This is a genomic window from Burkholderia sp. AW33-5 (assembly GCF_053427615.1).
Genome location: NZ_JBSAXA010000002.1, coordinates 34,251 through 54,761, shown reverse-complemented (window position 1 = coordinate 54,761; position 20,511 = coordinate 34,251). Strand labels below are relative to the sequence as shown.

The window sequence follows — 20,511 nt, the reverse complement described above, 5'->3', positions numbered from 1 at the left end:
CGCCGGCCGGCCGGTATGCTGGGCCGGAAGCATTCACCCCGCCCCAGGAGAACTCGAGCATGCGGATCGCGCTGGCGCCCGACGACACGGCCGCGCACGACGGTTTCGACGACGCGGCATGGACGGCCCGCGAACTCAGCGCGTGGCTCGGGCTCGTCTATCAGGGCCTGTCCGAAGCGACGCCGTGGGCGGGCTTTCTCGAAGCGATCCGCGTGCGGCTCGACGCGCGCTTCACGACGCTCGTGCTGCGCAACCCCGGCGGCTCGCGGCGCGGGCTCATCATCAACGCATCGGCCGACGGCCCGCTGCTGCCCGGCGAGCCGTCGTACAGCGAGCAGTTCTATGCGCTGTGCCCGTTTCTCGACCAGCCGCCCGGCCAGGTGTTCACGGCCGACGGGTTGTTCGGCGCCGCCCGCTGGCGCGCGCACGATTTCTACCGGCAGTACCTGCAGCCGCTCGACCTGCGCTTCATCCTCGGCGCGAACCTGCGCGGCGAGCGCGGCGTCGAGTGCGCGTTCTTCGTGAGCCGCCCGCATCATGCCCGCGATTTCGACGCGGCCGAACGCGCGCAGGTCGCGACGCTGCTGCCCCACCTGCAGCGCGCGATCGAGCTGCATGCGGCGCTCGACGTGCTCGACGCCGAGCGCGCGCTGTACGCGGGCACCGTCGACCGGCTCGACGTCGGCACCGCGATCCTCGACGAGGACGGCCGCGTGATCAAGCACAACCGCATCGCCGAACGGCTGATCGCACAGCAGGACGGACTGTGCCTGCGCCAGGAGCGGCTCCACGCGTCGTGCCCGCTCGACGAGCGCCGGCTGCAGAAGGCGCTGCAGGCCGCGCTCGAGCATTTCCGCACGGGCGCGCTCGGGCGCATCGAGGCCACCACGCTGTCGCGCCCCGGCGGCGCGATGCCGTTGAACGTGCTGCTGCGCCCGCTCGCGCCCTATCGCGGCGCGGAGGACCGCCAGCACCGGCCGGCCGTCGCGGTGTTCGTCCGCGATCCGGCGTCGTCGCCGCAGACCTCGCGCGACATGCTGCACCGGCTGTTTCGCCTCACGCCGATGGAAACCGAGATCGCGCTGCTGCTCGTCGACGGCCTGACGCTCGACGAAGCGGCCGCCGCCACCGGCATCACGAAGAACACCGCCCGCGCGCATCTGCGCGGCATCTTCGCGAAGACGGGCGCCACGCGCCAGGCCGTGCTCGTGAAAATGCTGCTGAACAGCGTCGTGTCGATGGCGTAGCGGCGCCGCCCCCGGGGTGACGCCGCTGGCGGCGCGAAGCAGCCCGCCGAGCGCCGGTTGTCGTTCGTCTGGCCGCCACCCATGTCATACGTCATCGGATGTGACAAGGGCTGATGGAATGCTCATGATATCGCCCAATATTTGCGCATTTTCCGGGTAAACCCGCGACGCCATCGCAGAATCTCAGGCGTACCATGTCATACGACGACATACTACTTAAATCACCACCCGACGCCGACATGGGGCCGCTGCCCTCGTCCGCCGCCCGACCGGAGACTCCCTTGACCACGCCTGCCCTGCCCGGCCGCGACCCGCTCGCGTCCGCCGTCTCGAAAGTGAAATGGCACGTGCTGCCGCTCGTGCTGATCATGTTCATCGCGAACTACATCGACCGCGTGAACGTCGGTTTCGTCGATCGCCACCTGGAAGCGTCGATCGGTATCGGCGCGGCGGCGTACGGGCTCGGTGCCGGCCTGTTCTTCGTCGGCTACGCGCTGTTCGAAGTGCCGTCCAACCTGCTGATGCAGCGCTACGGCGCGCGCATCTGGCTCGCGCGGATCATGGCGACGTGGGGCATCGTCGCCGCCGCGATGGCGTTCGTGTGGAACGACACGTCGTTCTACGTGCTGCGCTTCCTGCTCGGCGCGGCCGAGGCCGGCTTCTTCCCCGGCGTCGTGCTGTACCTGTCGCAATGGCTGCCGCCGCAGGAGCGCGGCAAGGCGATGGCGATCTTCCTCGGTGGCTCCGCGTTCGCGTCGGTGCTGTCCGGGCCCGTCACCGGCGCGCTGCTGTCGATCCACGGCTTCGGCCTGCAAGGCTGGCAGTGGATGTTCCTGATCGAAGGGATGTTCTCGGTCGCGCTGTGCGGCGCGAGCTGGCTGCTGCTGAAGTCGCACATCCGCGACGCGACGTGGCTCACCGCCGACGAACGCGCGGCGCTCCAGAACGCGCTCGATGAAGAACGCGCGACCCGCGACGTGCGCTCGAAAGTGCACGTATCCGCCGCCACGCTGCTGCGCGACCCGCAGATCATGCTGTTCTGCTTCCTGTATTTCTCGATCCAGCTGACGATCTACGCGGCCACCTTCTGGCTGCCGACCATCATCCGCAAGATGGGCGGCCTCACCGATTTCCAGGTCGGCCTCTACAACACGATTCCGTGGATGATCGCGATCGGCGCGATGTACGGCTTCGCGGTGCTGTCCGCGAAGTGGAAGCATCCGCAGCGCTGGCTGTCGTTCGCGCTCGTGCTCGCCGCGTGCGGGCTGTTCGCGTCGACGTCGCACGATCCCGTCTGGTCGTTCGCGTCGATCTGCTTCGCCGCGCTCGGCTTCAAGGCCGCGGCGTCGCTGTTCTGGCCGATCCCGCAAGGCTACCTCGACACGCGCGTGGCCGCCGCCGTGATCGCGCTGATCAACTCGGTCGGCAACCTCGGCGGCTTCGTCGCGCCAACGGCCTTCGGCTATCTGAAGCAACATACGGGTTCGATCACGGGCGGCCTGTATGCGCTCGCGATCGCCTCCCTCGTCGCCGCGGTCGCCGCGCTGTTCGCCCGCACGCACCGGCGCAGCGATCCGCCGCGCGGCCTGCCGGCCGACGAGTCCTTCACGAACACCACCATGCTCCGTCATGCCGAACACTGACCGCCTGACCGTCGTCGTCTCGAATGCCGTCGACGGCGACCTCGCCACGTTCTCGCTCACGTCCGACGGCGCGCTCGCGCCGCTCGCCCGCTACCCGGCCGGCGACGTCGCGATGCCGGTCGCCGTGCAGCCCGATCGCGCGCGGCTGTACGTCGCGACGCGCGGCGCGGCGCCGACGATCGTCGCATTCCGCGTCGCGACGGGCACCGGCGCGCTCGCCCGCATCGGCGCGACCGCGATCGACGCGAGCCACGCGTACCTGTCGCTCGATCGCAGCGGCCGCTGGCTGCTCGGCGCGTCGTACGGCGGCAACGCGCTGAGCCTCTACGACGCCGCGCGCGTGCGCGACGGCGACGGCGAGCCGCTGCAGGTCGCGGACGGCATCGCGAACGCGCATGCCGTCGTCGTATCGCCGGACAATCGGTTCGCATACGTGAGCTCGCTCGGCTCGGACCGGATCTTCACGTTCGCGCTGGTCGAGAATGCCGGCGGCCTGCGCGCGGTCGAGCACGGCGAAACGCGCGTGCCGGGCGGCTTCGGCCCGCGTCACCTGCGCTTCGCGCGCGACGGCCGCACGCTCGTCGCGGTCAGCGAATTCCAGGCCACGCTCGCGGCCTTCCCGCGCGACGTCGACAGCGGCCGCCTCGGCGACGCACAGGTCAGCGCGCGCCACCCGGCCGTCGCCGACCTCGCGCAAGGCCATGCGCGCCCGCCCGCGCCGACCGAACCCGCCGTGTGGGCCGCCGATCTCCACCTGACGCCCGACGAGCGCTTCGCGTATGTCAGCGAACGCACGTCGAGCCGGTTGCTCTGCTATCGCCGCCATGCGGACGGCACCTTCGAACCCGCGCACGCGACGGCCACCGAAACGCAGCCGCGCGGTTTCGCGATCGATCCGTCGGGACGCTGGCTCGTCGCATGCGGCGAGCAGTCGGAATACGTGTCGGTCTATGCGATCGCGCCAGGCGACGGCACGCTGTCGTTGCATGCGCGCGTGCCGGGCGGTCGCGGGGCGAACTGGGTTGCGATCGTCTGACGGGTCGAATGACCGATGGATCGATGCAGGGCGCACGACCGACACCGGCCCGCGCCGCCCTGCGCGCCGTCAGCGCCGCTCGCTCGGCGCGACGCCGGTCCAGCGCTTGAACGCCCGCGTGAAATTGGCGCGGTCGGTATAGCCGACCCGCGCCGCGATCTCGTCGACCGGCAGGCGCGTGCCCTCGAGCAACCGGAGCGCATCGCGCAGCCGGATCTCGTCGAGCAGCGCCGAATAGGTCGCGCCGAATTCCGCGAGCTTGCGTTTCAGCGTGCGCGCCGACACGTGCAGCTCGCGCGCGACTTCGTCCACCGACGGATAACCGGCGTCGCCGCAGATCAGCAGGTTGCGCACGCGCTCGACGATGCTTTCCGCATAGCCGAGCCGCGCGAGCTCGGCCTCGCATTGCTGGACGATCATCTGCGCGGTCTGCGCGTTCGCGGTGCCGATCGGCTCGTCGAGCAGCGCGGCGTCGCAGCGGATGCGGTTCGCGCTCGCGTCGAAATGACAGCGCGGCAGCCGCGCGCGATAGCGCTCGAACCACGGCGGTTCGGGCCATTCGAAATGCAGCTCCGCGCGCGACTGCAGCGTGCGACCCGGCGCGGGATCGAGCAGCGAGTTGAACAGGATCGCCGTCTCGACCAGGAAATTTTCCACCGCGAACTGGCGCAGCCGGCCGAGCGGAAATGCCTCGAGCACGTCGATATCGACGATCCCGTCGAGCTGCGCGAGTCGCACCGAAAAGAACGGCACGCGCGTCGGCAGATAGCGGATCCCGAGCGCGATCGCCTCGCCGAGCGTCGCGCAGCTCATCAGCCCGAAGCCGATCAGCCCGGATTTCGTGAGACTGCTGCGCAGGCCGATCTCGATCGCGATCGACGGGTCGTCCGTCGCCTCGAGCAGGTTGAACACGATCGCCGCCTGTTGCAGCGGCGTGATGCGCGCGTCGGGCCGGGCAAGCCGGTCGCGCTCGACGCCCGACCCGGCGAGAATCCGGCCGCCGTCGATGCCGCGCTCCTCGGCGAGCATCAGCATGAACAGCGCATACGCGGACGATACCGTCGCCTTGTTCAGCTGGCGCGCGGCATCCGGAACGGACAAGGCCATGCGGCGGACTCCGGAGCGGTTTCGGCGGATTGTAGCGTCGCTGGCCCGCAATGACACCACGGCGGCACTCTAGCCGCATGACGCCGCAGCGCGGGCCGGCGGGCGGGCCAATGTGGCCCGAAATGACACCATCATTGGCACCGGCGGCCCTCGCATGCGCCATGACGCGCACCTATGCTTGTCACATCGGCATTGCGCCCCACTCTTTCCGCACGGATTCCGGTCGATGAGCCAATCTGCACGAACCGTCTTTCGCCACGACGCCGACAAGGTCGCGTACGTCCGCCGCGAGGTCAACGCCGCGAGCGACGCGATCCGCGCGCGCTTTCCGCTGCTCGACAACCAGAATCTCGTCGGCGCGACCGTGATGGCCGTGTCGGTGAGCGCGATGCTCGCGATCGCGTGGCTGTATGCGCGCGGCGCGATCGCGTGGTACGTCGCGCTGCCGCTCGCCGCGTTCGTCACGTCGCTGATCCACGAGCTCGAGCACGACCTGATCCACCTGATGTACTTCAAGAAGACGCCGTGGGCCTATCACCTGATGATGGCGCTGTGCTGGCTCACGCGGCCGGGCACGATCAACCCGTGGACGCGCCGGCGCATGCACCTGCATCACCACAAGGTGTCGGGCGGCGAATCGGATCTCGAGGAATTCGGCATCACCAACGGCGAACGCTGGGGCGTGAAGCGGCTGCTGATGATCGCGGACGGGATGCTCGCGGTCGTGCTGCGGCCGGATGCGATGCGCCGCAAGGTCAAGCAGTACGTGGCCGCGCAGCCGGTGCAGGATGCGGCCGAACGCGTGCAACTGCGCATCGAGCAGGTGTCGTCCTACATGCCGATCGGTCACGTGTACTACGCGCTGTGGCACGCGTTCATCGTCTATCACGCCGGCCTGTTCGCGCTGCATGCGCTCGGCTATGCGGTGACCGTGCCGGCCGTCGTCGAGCGCGTGATGCATGTCGTCGATTTCCTCGCGGTCGTGTGGCTCGGGCCGAACTTCGTGCGCAGCTTCTGCATCAACTTCGTCAGCTCGAACATGCATTACTTCGGCGACATCGATTCGCGCAACGTGATCCAGCAGACGCAGGTGCTCAACCCGTGGTGGATGCTGCCGTTCCAGTTGTTCTGCTTCAACTTCGGCAGCACGCACGCGATCCATCACTTCGTGGTGCGCGATCCGTTCTACATCCGGCAACTGACCGCGCGCACCGCGCATCAGGCACTGCGTGAAGTCGGCGTGCGGTTCAACGACGTCGGCACGTTCAGGCGTGCGAATCGCTGGGGCGCGTATCGTCCGGTTCGCGGTGTGCGCGGCACGCGGCGGGCCGACGCTTGACGGCAGCGCGCGGCGTCGCTCGCCGCGCCGGTCCCGTCAGTCCATCAGTCGCCGATCGGCGGCATCGGCCCCTGCCCGCGGATCCACGCCCAGTTCGCGAGTTCGGCCATTTCCTTGTCGCCGCGGCTGTCGCCGTAGGCGAACAGCTTCGCCGGCAGCCGATTGCCCCACCAGCCGCGCAAGCGCACGACCTTCTGCGGGCCCCAGCAGTTCTCGCCGTTCAGTCGTCCGGTGAACGTGCCGCGCTCGAACGCAAGGCGCGTCGCGAGCACCGTGTCGATGCCGGCCGTCTTCGCCCATTTCTCCAGATACAGCGACGGCGATGCGCTGACCAGCACGACTTCATGCCCGCGCGCCTGATGCTCGCGCACCCGTTCCAGCATGTCCGGGCGCACGAGGTTCGGCAGGTAGCCGTCGACGAAGCTGCGCGCCAATCCGTCGAGCGCGTCCTCGCGGATCGGCCCGAGCGCGAACCACGCGAACTTCGCCTTCGCATCGCCGCGCGACAACAGGCCCGCCTTCATCGCGACGATCCACGGCAACGCGCGCAGCCCGGCCCATGCGAAACGCGGCGTGCCGACCGCGTAGCGGACGAAATGGCGAAAGCTGTCGGTGGTGGTGATGGTGCCGTCGAAATCGAATGCGGCGACGATGCGGTCGGTCATGGAGAGGCGGGAAAGCGGTGAGATGCCCGGGAAGATAGCAGACTCGCGGTGCCGTGCGTGAAACGGCGAGACGCAGCATGGCCCCGGCAGCGGCCGCATGCGGCGCAACGCACGTGGCCATACCGTGCCGTTCGCTCAGCGCTGCGGCCGTGCGGCGAATGTGCCGCTCGATGCGCGGCGCGTAGTCGGGATAGAGATTCGGGAAGCTGGCCTGTGCGGCGCGGAAGCACGCGTCGAGCTGCGGGTGGTTCGCTTCGCCGAACAGCGTGCGGCCGACCGCTTCGGCGTGCGGCACGCGCACGCCTTTGTCGGCCGCGGGTGCCGGCCCAGTCGAGCGCCTGCGGCTCGGGCACGCGCGCGGCCGGCGCACCGGGCGGCGCATCGAACGCAAGACGCCCGGGCGTGCGCTCGGGCGTCGTATCGAACTCGAGCCGCTTCGGCTCATCGGACGGATTCGTCATCGCTGCTTCCGGCCCAGCGCCGCGGTGTTCCGCACGCCGGGCTGCCGCCAGTCAGACCGCGCCGCCGTACGCGCGCACGAAATCGCCGAGGCCGCGGTTGCAGCCGCGCCGACGGCCTTGCGCTTTCCACATGCGAACCGAATGCACGCCGCCGACGGACAGGATCAGGGCAAATGCGAGCAGCACGGAGATCGTCATGATTTGGAGTGTGGGACCAGACGGACGATCAATGACCGCACGATTGCCGCACCGCTCGGTTGCCGGTGGGCGATACGTCGCGCATTCCTCCACGCGGGCACTGGAACCGCGTTGCACCCGTCAGTAGCGAAAGATCCGTAGTCCATAACTGGGGCCGTCGCCGTCACGCTTCTTCCCCTTCGACGTCCGTTTCAGGTCGATCACGGCCGGGTCAGCCCACCCGAACGTCTCGAACATGCGCTCCGAAATCGCGATGAACGGCCGGTCCTTGCGGTAGGCCGAAATCGCAAAAAACGACAGCAGCAACGCAACGAAGAGAACAGATATGCCGGTGTAGAAAAACTTGTCGAACATCGATTGTTCGGGCGCCGCAACAAAAAACGCGTAGGCCATGCCTGCCGCCCAGAACGCCAAGATCGTCAAACAGATCTTGGTCGACTTGCGGATATACGCTCGCTTTCCGCTCGTACAGTGAGGGTAGACCGCGATCAGCCCGTCATCGACCCGGCGCACCGCGAAACATGTCGCGCCAGTCGCTCCCGGCTCGGCCACGACCTCGACTTCGTCGTTCTCCCGGAACGGACACCGCCACAGCCAGCCTTCGACATGCGTGTCGCCCACATCGAACGACACCTTTTCCACCTCTTCGTTACTGCTCCCCGCCGAAATGGCAATGCCGGTTGCAAGACCCGTCATTCCCGAAAGGCCGATTCCCACAGCCCCCACGCCGGTCGCCACTTTATCGGCCTCGGTACGCATGAAGTCGCGAGTGGTCTTCGTACGCCGCAGGTTCTGCATCCGACCGCGCACAAGCGTGGCCCGTCCGATTTGATTCTGCATATTGAAATACCTGTCGTCCGTGTTCGTCCAAGTGTTTTCTCGACACATCGCGCCACGCAAAACACCCGGCAGTGGAGTCCTCTTGGCGTCCCCACTCGATGTCCCACCTCCCATCGAACGGAGAATTCGTCATTGCACGCCCGCCAGAGCCTTGCCGAATTCCTCGGCCTGCTTCTTCACGTCCCGGTCGGTATAGCGCGGGACTTCACGCTCGATGAAGAAATCTTTCTCCAACCCGGTTCCAAATGCGCATCGGGTACACCAAGCCTCCAGCACGTTGGGGGTGAAATACCAGATCAACCCTTGCACAACGAGCAATACAACCGTCGCCTCCCAACCAAGCAGCATACCCACCGCACGGAAGGCGGCAAACGCCGCGGCGCGTTCGGCCAGCCCCTCGACCACGCCGACAATGACCTGGGTACCGTAGCGACTGGCCACCCGCTTCAACAGCGGGCCTGACTTGCCGACGGCGCTGATGAACACCGCCGTGCCCGTCGCGGCGCCGGCCACGACCTTGATTGTCGTCAGGAAGAACACCGTATTCTGCTTCTTCGTCAGGCTTTCGGCAGCCGACTTGCCGTCCATCCACGCACCGATGAAGGCGCCTGCGGAGCCTAACCCGCCGCCGACCAGTTTCCACGCCTGCGATCTCGTTGATTTCTGTAGCGTCGCGTAGAAGGGCGCCATGCTGATATCAACAAGACCCGAGCATAGCGAGGCCCCCGAGCTGATCAGATTGAGCGTGGTGTTTTCGTCGTGCGGCATCACCATCAGCTTGTAGAAATTCACCGCCTCGAGAAGGCTGGTGACGACGGTCACGCGCGCCGAGCGTAGTTGGGCATTACCCTCCTCGGTCAGCTTGAGCTGGTTCCATGCCTCGGAAAGCGCGCGGGACCGCGACGCCTTGCCCATGCCGCCCAACGCTTCTTCGCCCTGGATAAACCCGTGCGCGACGCGCATCGTGTTCAAGACCTCCTTGCGGCTCAATCCCTCCAGCTCGGCCTGCTTCCTGACGAGATTCAGCGTATCGACATCGCTGATGCCCGCGCGCTGCAGGAAAATGGTCTGGATGATCTTTTCCCCGACGAAGTCCGCGCCCTGGTTGACACGGAATTTTCTGAAAATCGAATCGCCCGCGGTCATTGCAATTTGATCGATCTCGAGTGCCCTGATCAACTTGCCGACCGGCGTGATGTTCTTCTGGTCCTTTTCCACTGCAAGACTGGCGAGCTTCTTGTAATAGCCGACGACCGTCTTGATGCTCGCGGCAACCGACGCGATCTTGTCCACGTTGCCCTGCAGCGGCGTCTCCTTGGCGCTTTGCGCGCTCTGCAACGCCTGCGTCAATTGCACGCGCCCGTCCTTCTGGTTCATCGCAATCGCGCGCCACACGATGCTCTCGATCTTCGTTGCGTCCAGCAGTGCGACAAGCGAATCGACGAGGTGCCGTCCCTTGGGCGAGGAATTCAGACCGAAGATCGCCGTGCCCACCGCAACCTCGTACGCAATGCCGTCGAAAAAATCCGAGTCGTGACAGTCGCCGAGCGTCGCCAGCCAAAGCCCCGCCTTCAGCCAGTGACCGATGTCGTCCGTGCGCGCCTCCTGCAACGCCTGCACCTTGTCCTGTATTTCCGCGTACTTCTTGCGAAATGCCTCGATGTCCGCGCGCTTGAGCTTGGCCTCATAACGCGGCCACGCGTCGTCATGCGCGTCCTTCAGGCGTTTCTGCTTCGTCCGGTTGATGTCGGCAATCGTCGCGTCGGTCTTCTGACGCCACGCCAGACGCTCGGCGTCGGAGCGGAACGACTGCACCTGTGCCACGTACGGGCCGCCCAGTCCGTTCTTCGCGAGATAGTCGTAGTCGTCCGCCGTCTGCAGCGAGCGCGTGCGTTCGGGGCCCTCGGGCAACGTGGCGGCACGTTTGCGCAGCGCCGCCGCACTGTCCTTCAGTCCGGCGGTCGTCGCCTGTCCGGTCTCGGACTGGAAACGTGACTCGCTGTCGACCGCCCCTTTCTCGAGCGCCTCCTTCGCCGTATCGATGTCGCGCAGTGCCGTGATCTGAAGTGCACGTTCGACAACGTACCGATCGAGCCACGACACCGCGTCGTTGCGAAATCCGTTGAGTTCGTGCGCGATCCCCACTGCGTCCCACAGCGCCAGCATCATCGGCTGACAGGGCGCACCATCCGACACCGAACTCGCCTGTGCAACCTCGACGAGCTGTGCCGATGCGACCTTGTTCCAGATGCCCTGACGCACCGCCCATGGGTAACGGGTCGTGCATAGGTTCAGCACGTTGTCGCGACAGGCGCCGGTCGCGCCGCGACTGATTTCCGGACGAAAATCGTACGGCAGGCTGCTGACTTCGAGCGGTGTTTCCGCGACATCTCCCGCGTATTCGATCACGTGCTGCAAGTTCGCCGCAGTGAGCGGCGCGACGTGTGGTCCAGGTTTCGGGGCGGCTACCCACGCTGCCGGGTCGATGGCCTGCATGCGATTCAGACGCACTTCCGCCGCCTCCGGGCTGTCGGCGCCGTAGCGCTTGATGGTGGCGTCGCTCCACGGCCGCTCGCTGAACGCGACCCATACCTTGCCGCACTCCTTGGGCTTCTCGATGACCACGTATTGCACACGCAGTGCATTGTGCCCGGTGCGCGAGCAGGCTTTCGGCGCCTCTGCACTTCTCGCGACGGCCGGGTCGAGCAGTTTCGTCAGCGTGCCGTCAGCCGCGCTGGCGTAGACCTCCCAATGGAATTTGCCGCGCGGGCCGCGCTCGTAGAGGAAGTAGACGAATCCTTCACGCAACTGGCGAAGCGCATACTTGCTCTCGGTCAGCGACACCTCCTTGATACCGGCGCCGCTGAACGGGCCCAAAGCCGGCGCGGCAAATGCCTTCGGCACGACAGCGTATCGCGGCAAATACACCGCCAGCCCCTGCAGCTGGCAGACCGCACAACGATCGGCGGTTTCCGACATGTTCTTTCCTTCTTATTGACTTGCTCGCCCGGTCGGCCGCGTTTCACGAATCGCCGCCCAGTCGGCTTCGGTCAGATCCGAGACGGCCAGGCTGTAATACGCGTCTGCAGGCCGATTGCGCAACGCGCGCTGGACAAGCGGATGCAGATCGAAATCCACGCCGAATTCCATCGTATGGATCGCAAACAGTTCGAGATCCTCCGGATCGCTCAATCCGTACGCGCGTGCCCGCGTCAGCATCTCGGGCAATTTCGCGAAATCGTCCGGCTGTACCGCCTGCCCACCCGCGCGCCTGTGCGCCCAGGCTCGATTGATCGGGCGCACGTCGAACAACTTCGTCCATTGGCCGTCGTCGAAATGCGGGAACGGTTCGCGTTCGCCATCGATGCGATCTCCGTCCGGTGCACGGCAGTCAATCCACTCGCCCCAGCGCCCCAGCGTGCGCCACAGCACAACCGGACCCAGCAGAACCCGCCGCTGCGCCGCGTCGCAGACTCGCCATATCCCTTCGAATGCGGCCGGGTCGGCAAGCGCGAGCAATCGCTGCCCCTGACGATCGGCACGCTGCTGTACGAAGATGTTCGACAAATGCCGCACGACTGAATCCGTGCGCTCGGCAGTAAACAGGAAAGCACCCATGCGATGGCCACGCCCTTCCGCCAGCGCGTTCGGCGACCAGTCGTCCACCGTCCGCTCGAGCACGCGGCGGCACATCTCGGCGGCAGTCGGATGGTCGAGATCGAGTTCGATCACCGACGGCCAGTAGTCGGGCGACAAACGCTCCGGACATATCGGCACCTCGACGACCGACTCGCCGATCGTCTTCAGCACATCGATTTCTTCGTGGCTGACCGGATGCAATATCGCCGGCCCGGTCAGCAACAGGCAATGCGACAACCCGAGCGCCGCGCATTGCTCGTGCAACTGCTCGACCGATGGTCGCGGTTGCGCTTGCTCCGGTCCGGCTGGTTCGTGCACCGCGTGGTATTCGCTATCGATCCGCATCACAAATCCGCACAGGCCGCGCTCGACGCGATCATATCGCCCATCGTCTGCGGACAATCCTTCGCGCGGCTTCCGGCCAGCGGCGCATCTCCCGACGCGCTCTGCGGACCGGTCATGACATGGCTGCTCGCCTTGAATTCGACTTTCCCTGGTCCGCCGACCACGATATTGCCGCCCTCCATCTTGAGAAACGCATCGGCAGCCGTCAGCAGCAGGCGTTGTTTCGCCTGCACCATCGCGTCGGCGTCGACGCTGGCAAGCGTGACCGCGCGCTGTGCGGCGGCGGCCAACGTCCCGCCGTTCTGCGCCTGCAGACTCGCCGAGCCCGACGCCGCATGCAGCGCAATGCCCGAGTTCTCGACCGACCGACCGCTCGCCGCATGGCCCTGGGTATAAATCGACATGCCATGATTCGCGATCACGCTGGTCTTGCCTTCGGCCGTCACCTGCACGTCCTGACCCGCACTCAGCACCGTCTCCTTGCCGGACACCCAGATATGGCTGCGCGCGGAAACGGCCGCGATACCGTCGGCACCGTGCACGACGAGGTGCGGGTGACTCCACGCGACGGCACTCCCGCCGCCGCCTCCGATGCCATCGGTCGCCGCGCCGCCGCTGCGGGTCGCCTCGAGCGCGTCGCGGCTCTGCTTCAGCCCGGCGACAGCCTCCAACTGGTCCGGCTGCGGCTCCCGTCCCGACGCACCGACGCCGGCCCCCTGGCTTTGTGCCGCTTCGGCGAGATCCCGCACGCGCTGCATTCCTTCGGCAAGGTCCAGGCCCGGCGCGCGTGCATCCATCTGATTCGTGCCGGTCGCCGTCGTGATCAACAGACCCGCGCCGCCACGCAGCGCACCCGAGGCGTCGGTAGCAAGCTCGATTCCATAACCGCGATCGGCGAGACGCCGGTTGTCCTGCTGGTGCTTGATGTGGCCGAGCGTCAGCCCGCTGTTCCGGTCGGTCGTGTACAACTGCGCACGCGACTGGCCCGCCGAGTCATCGAGCAGGAACTGTCGATAGCCGCCAGTGCCAGTCTGGCTCTGTCCGAGGTCCTGCGTCTTGAAACCCGTCAGTACCGCAGGATGATCGTTGCCTGCGAACCATGCCGCGGCATTGCTCGTGCTTCGGCTCGGGCCGCCGACCAATGCGTTGTGCTGCGCGTCGACTTTGCCCTGTCCGTTATAGAGCGCGGCCACTGCAACGGGGCGATCGGGCTGCCCTTCCAGAAGCTCCGTCCATACTTCCTGGCCAACGCGCGGAATCGTCACGCCGCCCCAGTTCGCTCCGGCCACCGGCGTCAACATACGGGTCCACGTGCCGGCGTTCCGATTCGCCGGCGCATTCGCTGCGCGCGGATGCGGCTCGCGACTCGCGGCATTCTCACCACGCTGCGCGTGGTGCTGGATGCGGATGCGGTGGTCCCGCTCCGTATGAACCGGGTCGCCGCTGCCGACCACGATCGCACTTTGTGCGCCGTGTGCGATCGCGACCGCATGCAAGCTGCTGCCATGACCATGTCCCAGTAGTGGCCGGTAGGTCCGATCGGCCGGAATGGCCAAAAAGCGGTTCCGGTACACCCCGTCATCCTCCACCGCCAAATCCTCTTCAGATCCATCCCCGTCCCACGCCAAATCGAGGCCAAGGCCGCCATTCCCCGTGTCGGACATCGCGGGAACGGAGCCCAGATGCTGTTCGATCGCGCTGCGGATGTCGGCGGCCACATTGGCCCGAGCATGATGCTGCACGCGCAGACATATGAACGCGTCGGAAGCGTTCACGGTCGGATGGTCTCCGACCGTGAACCGGAGTCCTGGCCGCAAATCCCGCCGTGTCCCCGTACCCGTGCCCGTCGCCGCATCGACTCGCTGCGCGTCGAGGTGCTGCTGACTGCGCTGCTCGCCAACTGCGGCAGTCTGGTACGCGTAGGGGCCGGCAACATCGCGATCCTCACCAGGCACCACGGCCCCGCTCGCATATGCCGCCACAGGACGTGCCGACAGACGCCGGTAATCCCAGCTTGCACGCGAAACGCGGCCGATACGCCAGCGCCGTGCCGGCGCAAAATGGCGAATGCCGCCGGCTGGGTCGCTCTCGCCCGTCTGATGAAACGGCACACGCTCCGGTTCGCGTGGCAGGAAGCATTCGTTGGAGTCCGCCAGTACGAGCGTATGGCCGCCGAGCGTCTTTGCCTGCGCATCGCCGGCGTGTTCGAACCAGTAGTAAAGCCCTTCTTCGGCCCATAGCCGCGACAGGAACTCGAAATCGGACTCGCCGGCCTGCACGGTCAAGCTGCGCCGCAGGTAGCGCTCGCTATCGGCCAACGCCCATCGCCACGCCGGCACGACCGCGCCGCGCGTGTAATAGCCGAAAATCTGCTCGCTGATGTCGATGACGCTGGCATCGTTGAAGTTGTAGCTGTCGACGCGCTGCCGCAGCATCGCGAGCCAGGGCTCGAGCACGAGACGAATGCGCGCCAGGCCGGCGTTGTAGCCCACCAGTTCGGCCGCGGCGACGTGTGCATGGAACGGGCGCCGCTGGCCGCCACCGTCCGTCGTCGGCCATTCGACGAGCACCGGGCCGCCGACCAGCCGGGCGATCGGCAATGCAGGGTTGTCGGAGAGTGCCGTGATCTGGAAGCGGAAACCGCCGCCGTCGATTGCCTCCCAACCGTCCAGACACTCGGCCACCAGCGCATCCTTGCCGAGCGGCGTCGTCAGTTGCAGGAACCGTTCATGCTGTGTCCAGCCGCCAAGCAGCGCCTGCAGGATGTCCTTGCTCGTTGCCATCGTTTCTACACCTTGAGGTTGGCCGTCGCGTCAAAAGCGTTGTCGACGTGCAGTCCGTAAGCCGCAGCCACACGGCAGGCCGCGACGCCGTAGTCCAAGTGTCCGTTACTGGTCATCCAGTCCCATCTTCATGAAAATCTGCGACCACGGCGCCTTGTCTTGCATCGCGACGTGCAGTGCCGACGTACGCTGCCGCAGCAGGCGTACGGTATTCCGCGCCCCGCTCACCGCCTCGCGATCGCGACGATCGAACACCGACACGGCGAACGCACCGTAGGCAACGGCCAACAGCCTGTTCGCGTCCGTCGTCCCGTCGATCGTCGACTTCAATACTTCGAGGAGCCGCGCACGGTCCTTCTCTTGCGACGCCGCCAGGGTCAGATATGCAATGATCGACAGCTTATTGACGTCGGTCGTCTTCAGCGCCGTTTCAGCGTGCTTGGCGACGAAGTCCGGGTCGGACACGCGCAGCAGCGCCCGATATGCCAGAATCGACGACACATCGTTGCCGGACGCCAGCAGCCGGTCGACCGTATCGAGCGCCGCCCGGCCGCCGCCGATCTTCGCGAGTTCCATTTCGAGTTGCGGCGCCGACTTGATTGCATCCGCAACGTCCTGCTGCCATGCGGGAAAGATCATCCGCGTGGCGACGAATCGCGCGTCATCCGGCGCCGACGCGTCCCATTGGAAAACGACCGTGCCGCCGGAAATGAATGGCGAGTAAAAATCGTCCGGCGACAGACTGCGCATGCGTACGCGTTGCGGCTGAATCCACGCGTAGTCGCGCCCGGCGGGCACCGACGCGTCCGCCTTGGCAACGGCCCGCCACACGCCTTTCATCTGGACCACCGCCCCCGCCTCTTCGGGCTGTACGAAGGTTTTGTCGCCGACCTGAACCATCACGCCAGGCGATACGAGGCCGCCGCTGCCCTTCTTCGGACTCAACTCCGCCACGGCCCAGCTTGGCGCCTGGTTCGCCGTGTAGTAATCGGACAGATTCAGCGTCGCCGTATCGTGCACCGTACGCGCCTGCGCGATCAGCGCGAAGTCCGCCTTGAAGTCGAAGGGGTTTGCATCAACTGGCATCATTGCGCCCTCCTGGCAGATCTGGATGAAACATCGGTCATTTCCGACCCCGGAGACAACCACAACCGATCATTGACCACCATCTTCCTTACCTCGATATCGTGTCAATCCGTACGACGTGCCGGCACGTATATGACGCCGTGCCGGACCGCTGCCATGCTATTTCCGAAACGTCACCGTCTCGGTGCCGAAGGGTTCCACGTGTCGATTGGCGGGCGCACCGACAATCTCGTTGGCGATCGGCCACAACACCGGCAGGATGCTGACCGGCGAGTCGCTTGCCTCCGCCGTCGCTCGCTGTCCGGCGCCCTTGTCGGTATCGATTTCCACGGTCCAGGCCCTCTGTCGGAGCGTGCAAAACTCATTCGTCGACGTATTGAAGACAACGACCCAACAGAGGAATTTTCCGTGGATCAGCGTCCTGCGCCATTGCGAATATGTGATCCTCCCGACGACCGCGCCGGAAGCCGTTTTTGCAGCAATATCAAGGATCTCGTTAAGATCGACTGCAGGAGCGTCGGAGCTCGTCGTTGGCGCACCGCCTTTGCAACCGATTGGCGGTTTGAGTGAGTCGGGATTTGCCGTCGGGTCCTTCGGCTGGTCATACAGCGGTGCGCTGGCCGGCGAAGTGTCGTTGGCGACGACCGGCAACATGTTGGAAACACGCGACTGGGCAGACGCAATTACGGTAGTGCCAGGCGCAATCCACGGATCCCACGAAATCTCCGGCGAGCCCCATATCGTCTCGACGCCGGGTCCGACCGTACGATCGTTCTGCATGACCCCGATCTTGAGAACCGAAATTTGCGGTGCAGCACAATTCACGCCCTCCGGTCGAATCCGGGCCTGGGCCGAGTGCTTGATCGCATATCCGTCGGGCACCGTTATCGTCTTCCCGTCAAGCCCATAGGGCCCGCCGACCGTCAGGTCGATCTTCGCCTCGTCAAACCAGAACACCGTCAGCTTCTTCTTCGCCAGCACCTTTCCGTCTTCAGTCGCCTCGTGCGCCTCGATGACTGCGTCGTTCAGTGCCTTGCTGCCCTGTTCGCCGGAAATCTCGAAGTCAGCCCAGGAGCCGTCGCCGGGCACCTCGAGTGATTTCGTCTTGTCAGTCTCGTCCGCGAAACGTAGGCGCCCGTCCGGATTCGTCAGCACGACCTGCACGTTCCCCGAGCCAGCCTTGCGCGTGCGGATCCGGCACCGCACACGATGGCGACAGCCCGGCGAGTCGCACTTCACCTGTACGTAGTCGTCGTCGACGCCCGGCGTGTTGTTGATCTGGATCTCGAGCAGATCGCTTTCGACCAGCAATTCCTTGCGTTTTTTGTTATCGACGGGCGTCGTCGGTGAACGCCCCGCCGTCTTGAAGTCGTCCGCCACGCTGTCAGCCCTCGACGTCGATCTTGAGAATTTCGGAAGCCAGGGTCTTCACCACATGCGTGTGTCCCAGTTCATCCGTCACGCCATGCTGAACATCGCCGTTCGCCAACGTGATCCGGTACGGCCGAAACGCGGCCGGCTTGCCACTGTCGCGATCCTTCAGGATGAAACCTTCGTCGAACGCACGTTCGCGGGAATCCGGCAATGGCGAAAGGTTCGGCGGCGCACTTTGCGGGCCGACGAATACGTGCGATCCGGACTTCACCTGAAACTGCCCCGGTGTTTCGACCGTGATATCCGCGCCGCTGAGCGTGATCCTGTTCGGGCCTTGCTGCAGCACGATGGTGTCCTTCGCCAGTACGTCGACGCGGTCCTCGGCCGATGAAACCTGGACCGACTGGTCGGCCACTATCTCCATCGTGGACGTATGTGCCTCCATTGTCACCGGGCCGTGGTTCGCAATGATCTTCACGCCCCCCGTCGCCGCGTAGAAACTCGCAGCGTCGCCGGAAATGCCCGCCACCGTTGCATCGGCGGCGACGTGCGCATCGCCTTGCGCGGTCAGGTGTACGTGTTCCGCCGCATAGGCCACCGCACTATTCGGCGTGGACAGGACGAGATTCGCCGGCGAATCGAATACGACGGCGGCGGTGGCGAACCGCTCGACCGGATCGCCGCCGCTGCGCTGCTTGCCCACGGGCTTGGTCGCGGCCTGACCATTTACTGCCCCCGTGTATTTGCCGTCCTGGGCCGGATCGATCGCCTTGAGGAAATCCGCCTGCGCCGGGTTGCCACCGAGGCCTTCCGCCTTTGCCTCGGTCGCTGCGGCGTCGAGCCCCTTTGCCGTCTCGACGGCCCGCGCAAGCTGGCCGACGCCTTCCGCCAGATCCATTTGCGTGGAGCTGGCGTTGGATCGGGCCGTACTGGACACCAGCATCCCTTCGCCGGCACGCGCGACCGCCCAGCCTTGCGTGGACAGCTCGAAGCCTTCTCCCCGATACGCACCACGTGTCGATGCCTGCTGGTCGATCAGATAGCCCTGCGCGAGGCGGCTATCGGCCACCGAATTACCGAGTTCGTGGCGCAACTGGCCGCTCGCATCGTCCATCACCCAGCGGCTGCCCGGCTGTCCGTCCAGCGTCTGAGTCTGAAGACCGGTCAGCGTGCCGGGATGATTGGCACCACTGCCATCGCCGGCCGCAAAAGGCGGCTTCACGCGCCCGCCGTAGACCTGTCCGAGCACGACGGGCTGGTCGATGTTGCCCGAATCGAAACCCACGACGACTTCCGCGCCAACACGCGGCGTAAAGACATGCCCGAAATTCGGACCAGCCGCCTGCTCGGCAATTCGCGCCAGCACCCCAGACCGGTGATCGCCGGGCGCATGCCCGGCCGGATTCGACCGGCTCGCGGTATCGGTCAGCCCGCCTGGCAGCGGTGTCGTACCGCGCATCCAGGGAAACTGGATACGCACCTGATGATCGCGTGTGCTACTGACACTTGCACTCGGCTCGCCCACCACGATCGCGGTCTGCACGCCGTGCACGAGCGGACGCTCGACGAGCGGCGGAATGATCGGCACGCCATCAGGCACGGCGACGAAGCGGTTGCGATAGTGCCCGGCCGTCAGTTCCCCGCGCTTCAGCAGTTCGCCGATCTCGGCCCCGAGGTTGTTGACCGCCTCATGTTCGATCGACAGCGGCACGAACGTGTGCGAGCGGTTCAGATAGCCGGTCAGCGTGTGGGTCTTGCCGACTTCCAGCATGCGCGCCGTACCTGCGCCGTAGTGAATCGTCTTGGGCAGGCGCAGCGCGTCGAGCCGCTGTTCGGCATAGCGCTGCGCTTGCGCCGACGTATCGAAACGGCCGGCCCGCTGGCCGTCGAACACTTCGCGCACCGGAAGAACCGGGGCATCCGCATCCGCTGCGGCCGCGGCGTGACCCGCCAGCGCCTGCACTTCGCTTGCCTTCCAGCTCGTCGCGACGACCTTGTCGGGCACCCACTGGTGGCGTTCCGTGAATTGCGTGATGACGCCGTCGGGATCGCCGACGTCCTGAATTTGATAGCCGATCGACGTGCCGTTCTTCCGTTCGGCGCGGTGGTCCGCGATCACGACCGTATGATTGCCGGACGGCTTCGATCCACTGGCTTCCTGAGCATGCTCGATGTGAAACGAAAGGCCGGCTTCCGACAGCAGCCGCAGGACGAACGCAAAGTCCGTCTCGCGATACTGTCCACGCAGCGCGTAGGTACGCTGCGCATCGCTGACGTCGTATCGCCAGTGCGCTTCAGGATAGTCGCCGAACACGCGATCGCAAATGCCCATCGGGTCGAGATCAGTGAAATACAGGCAATTGCGACGCAGATGCAGCAATGCGAGCCACGACTCCAAGGTCAGCCGGTAACGCGTGATCTCGCCGTCTGTATCGGCATAGGCCGCGTGCGTGACGTAGCCGTTCCAACTGCGTTCGCCCGCCCCCGTCGCGAGGCGCAAGCGCGCGGCACTGCCGATCAGCGGACCGAGATCGAGAAACGGTTCGCTCGATAGCACATCGATTTCGAAGCGAAACGATTCGTTCACTGCCTCGCGGCCGTGGAAGCGTTCGACCGCGAACGCTCCGGCCATTACCGTATCGATCTGGATGTGGCGAGTGGCTTGTGAATAGCCCTTCAATGCCGCAACGACGTCCATTTCAATCCCCTGCCCTCATGCGGATTCCGCTTGTTCGAATCGTTCGCTCG

Annotated in this window: 13 protein-coding genes and 1 pseudogene; 4 read left to right on the top strand and 10 right to left on the bottom strand. The window is 65.8% G+C overall.

All coding sequences use genetic code 11. From position 1 onward, the window contains the following. The first annotated feature begins 59 nt into the window (after positions 1 to 59). The 3 genes from ACV22V_RS03750 (at position 60) to ACV22V_RS03740 (ending at position 3,926) form a co-directional block, all read left to right on the top strand. Complete coding sequence (locus tag ACV22V_RS03750) at positions 60 to 1,247, top strand: helix-turn-helix transcriptional regulator (protein WP_059701646.1); 1,188 nt, start codon at positions 60 to 62, stop codon at positions 1,245 to 1,247. 281 nt (positions 1,248 to 1,528) lie between these two features. Then, positions 1,529 to 2,890 (top strand): MFS transporter, encoded by a 1,362-nt coding sequence (locus tag ACV22V_RS03745; RefSeq protein WP_059689177.1) that lies wholly within the window; start codon positions 1,529 to 1,531, stop codon positions 2,888 to 2,890. Further along, on the top strand, positions 2,877 to 3,926 hold the full coding sequence (locus tag ACV22V_RS03740) for a lactonase family protein (protein ID WP_448013051.1): 1,050 nt from the start codon (positions 2,877 to 2,879) through the stop codon (positions 3,924 to 3,926). Before ACV22V_RS03745 ends, ACV22V_RS03740 begins: the two co-directional genes overlap by 14 nt. A gap of 69 nt (positions 3,927 to 3,995) precedes the next feature. On the opposite strand, the gene ACV22V_RS03735 is transcribed toward ACV22V_RS03740, so the two are convergent. Further along, the gene (locus ACV22V_RS03735; protein ID WP_321852492.1) at positions 3,996 to 5,033 is read right to left on the bottom strand and encodes an AraC family transcriptional regulator; all 1,038 of its coding nucleotides are present in this window, start codon (positions 5,031 to 5,033) and stop codon (positions 3,996 to 3,998) included. A gap of 226 nt (positions 5,034 to 5,259) precedes the next feature. Between ACV22V_RS03735 and ACV22V_RS03730 the strand changes: the two genes are divergently transcribed. Then, on the top strand, positions 5,260 to 6,372 hold the full coding sequence (locus ACV22V_RS03730; RefSeq protein ID WP_448013049.1) for a fatty acid desaturase: 1,113 nt from the start codon (positions 5,260 to 5,262) through the stop codon (positions 6,370 to 6,372). 44 nt (positions 6,373 to 6,416) lie between these two features. On the opposite strand, the gene ACV22V_RS03725 is transcribed toward ACV22V_RS03730, so the two are convergent. The 9 genes and pseudogenes from ACV22V_RS03725 to ACV22V_RS03685 form a co-directional block, all read right to left on the bottom strand. Then, positions 6,417 to 7,037 (bottom strand): HAD family hydrolase, encoded by a 621-nt coding sequence (locus tag ACV22V_RS03725; protein WP_059535722.1) that lies wholly within the window; start codon positions 7,035 to 7,037, stop codon positions 6,417 to 6,419. Positions 7,038 to 7,549: 512 nt separating this feature from the next. Then, a complete protein-coding gene (locus ACV22V_RS03720; protein ID WP_448013048.1) occupies positions 7,550 to 7,696 on the bottom strand; it encodes a hypothetical protein in 147 nt (48 codons plus the stop codon). A gap of 120 nt (positions 7,697 to 7,816) precedes the next feature. Continuing rightward, positions 7,817 to 8,536, bottom strand: a complete 720-nt coding sequence (locus tag ACV22V_RS03715; RefSeq protein ID WP_448013046.1) for a putative type VI secretion system effector — start codon at positions 8,534 to 8,536, stop codon at positions 7,817 to 7,819. Positions 8,537 to 8,665: 129 nt separating this feature from the next. After that, entirely contained in the window at positions 8,666 to 11,515 is a 2,850-nt protein-coding gene (locus ACV22V_RS03710) for a T6SS effector BTH_I2691 family protein (protein ID WP_448013045.1), read from the bottom strand. Positions 11,516 to 11,527: 12 nt separating this feature from the next. Then, on the bottom strand, positions 11,528 to 12,397 hold the full coding sequence (locus ACV22V_RS03705) for a hypothetical protein (RefSeq protein WP_448013044.1): 870 nt from the start codon (positions 12,395 to 12,397) through the stop codon (positions 11,528 to 11,530). Between the two features lie 122 nt (positions 12,398 to 12,519). Further along, entirely contained in the window at positions 12,520 to 15,303 is a 2,784-nt protein-coding gene (locus ACV22V_RS03700; RefSeq protein ID WP_448013042.1) for a type VI secretion system Vgr family protein, read from the bottom strand. A gap of 105 nt (positions 15,304 to 15,408) precedes the next feature. Beyond that, complete coding sequence (locus tag ACV22V_RS03695) at positions 15,409 to 16,452, bottom strand: hypothetical protein (protein ID WP_448013041.1); 1,044 nt, start codon at positions 16,450 to 16,452, stop codon at positions 15,409 to 15,411. Between the two features lie 96 nt (positions 16,453 to 16,548). Continuing rightward, a complete protein-coding gene (locus tag ACV22V_RS03690) occupies positions 16,549 to 17,769 on the bottom strand; it encodes a hypothetical protein (RefSeq protein WP_059689168.1) in 1,221 nt (406 codons plus the stop codon). Positions 17,770 to 17,812: 43 nt separating this feature from the next. Next, positions 17,813 to 20,461: pseudogene (locus ACV22V_RS03685) on the bottom strand (type VI secretion system Vgr family protein); the annotation flags it as partial. Between the last annotated feature and the right edge of the window lie 50 nt (positions 20,462 to 20,511).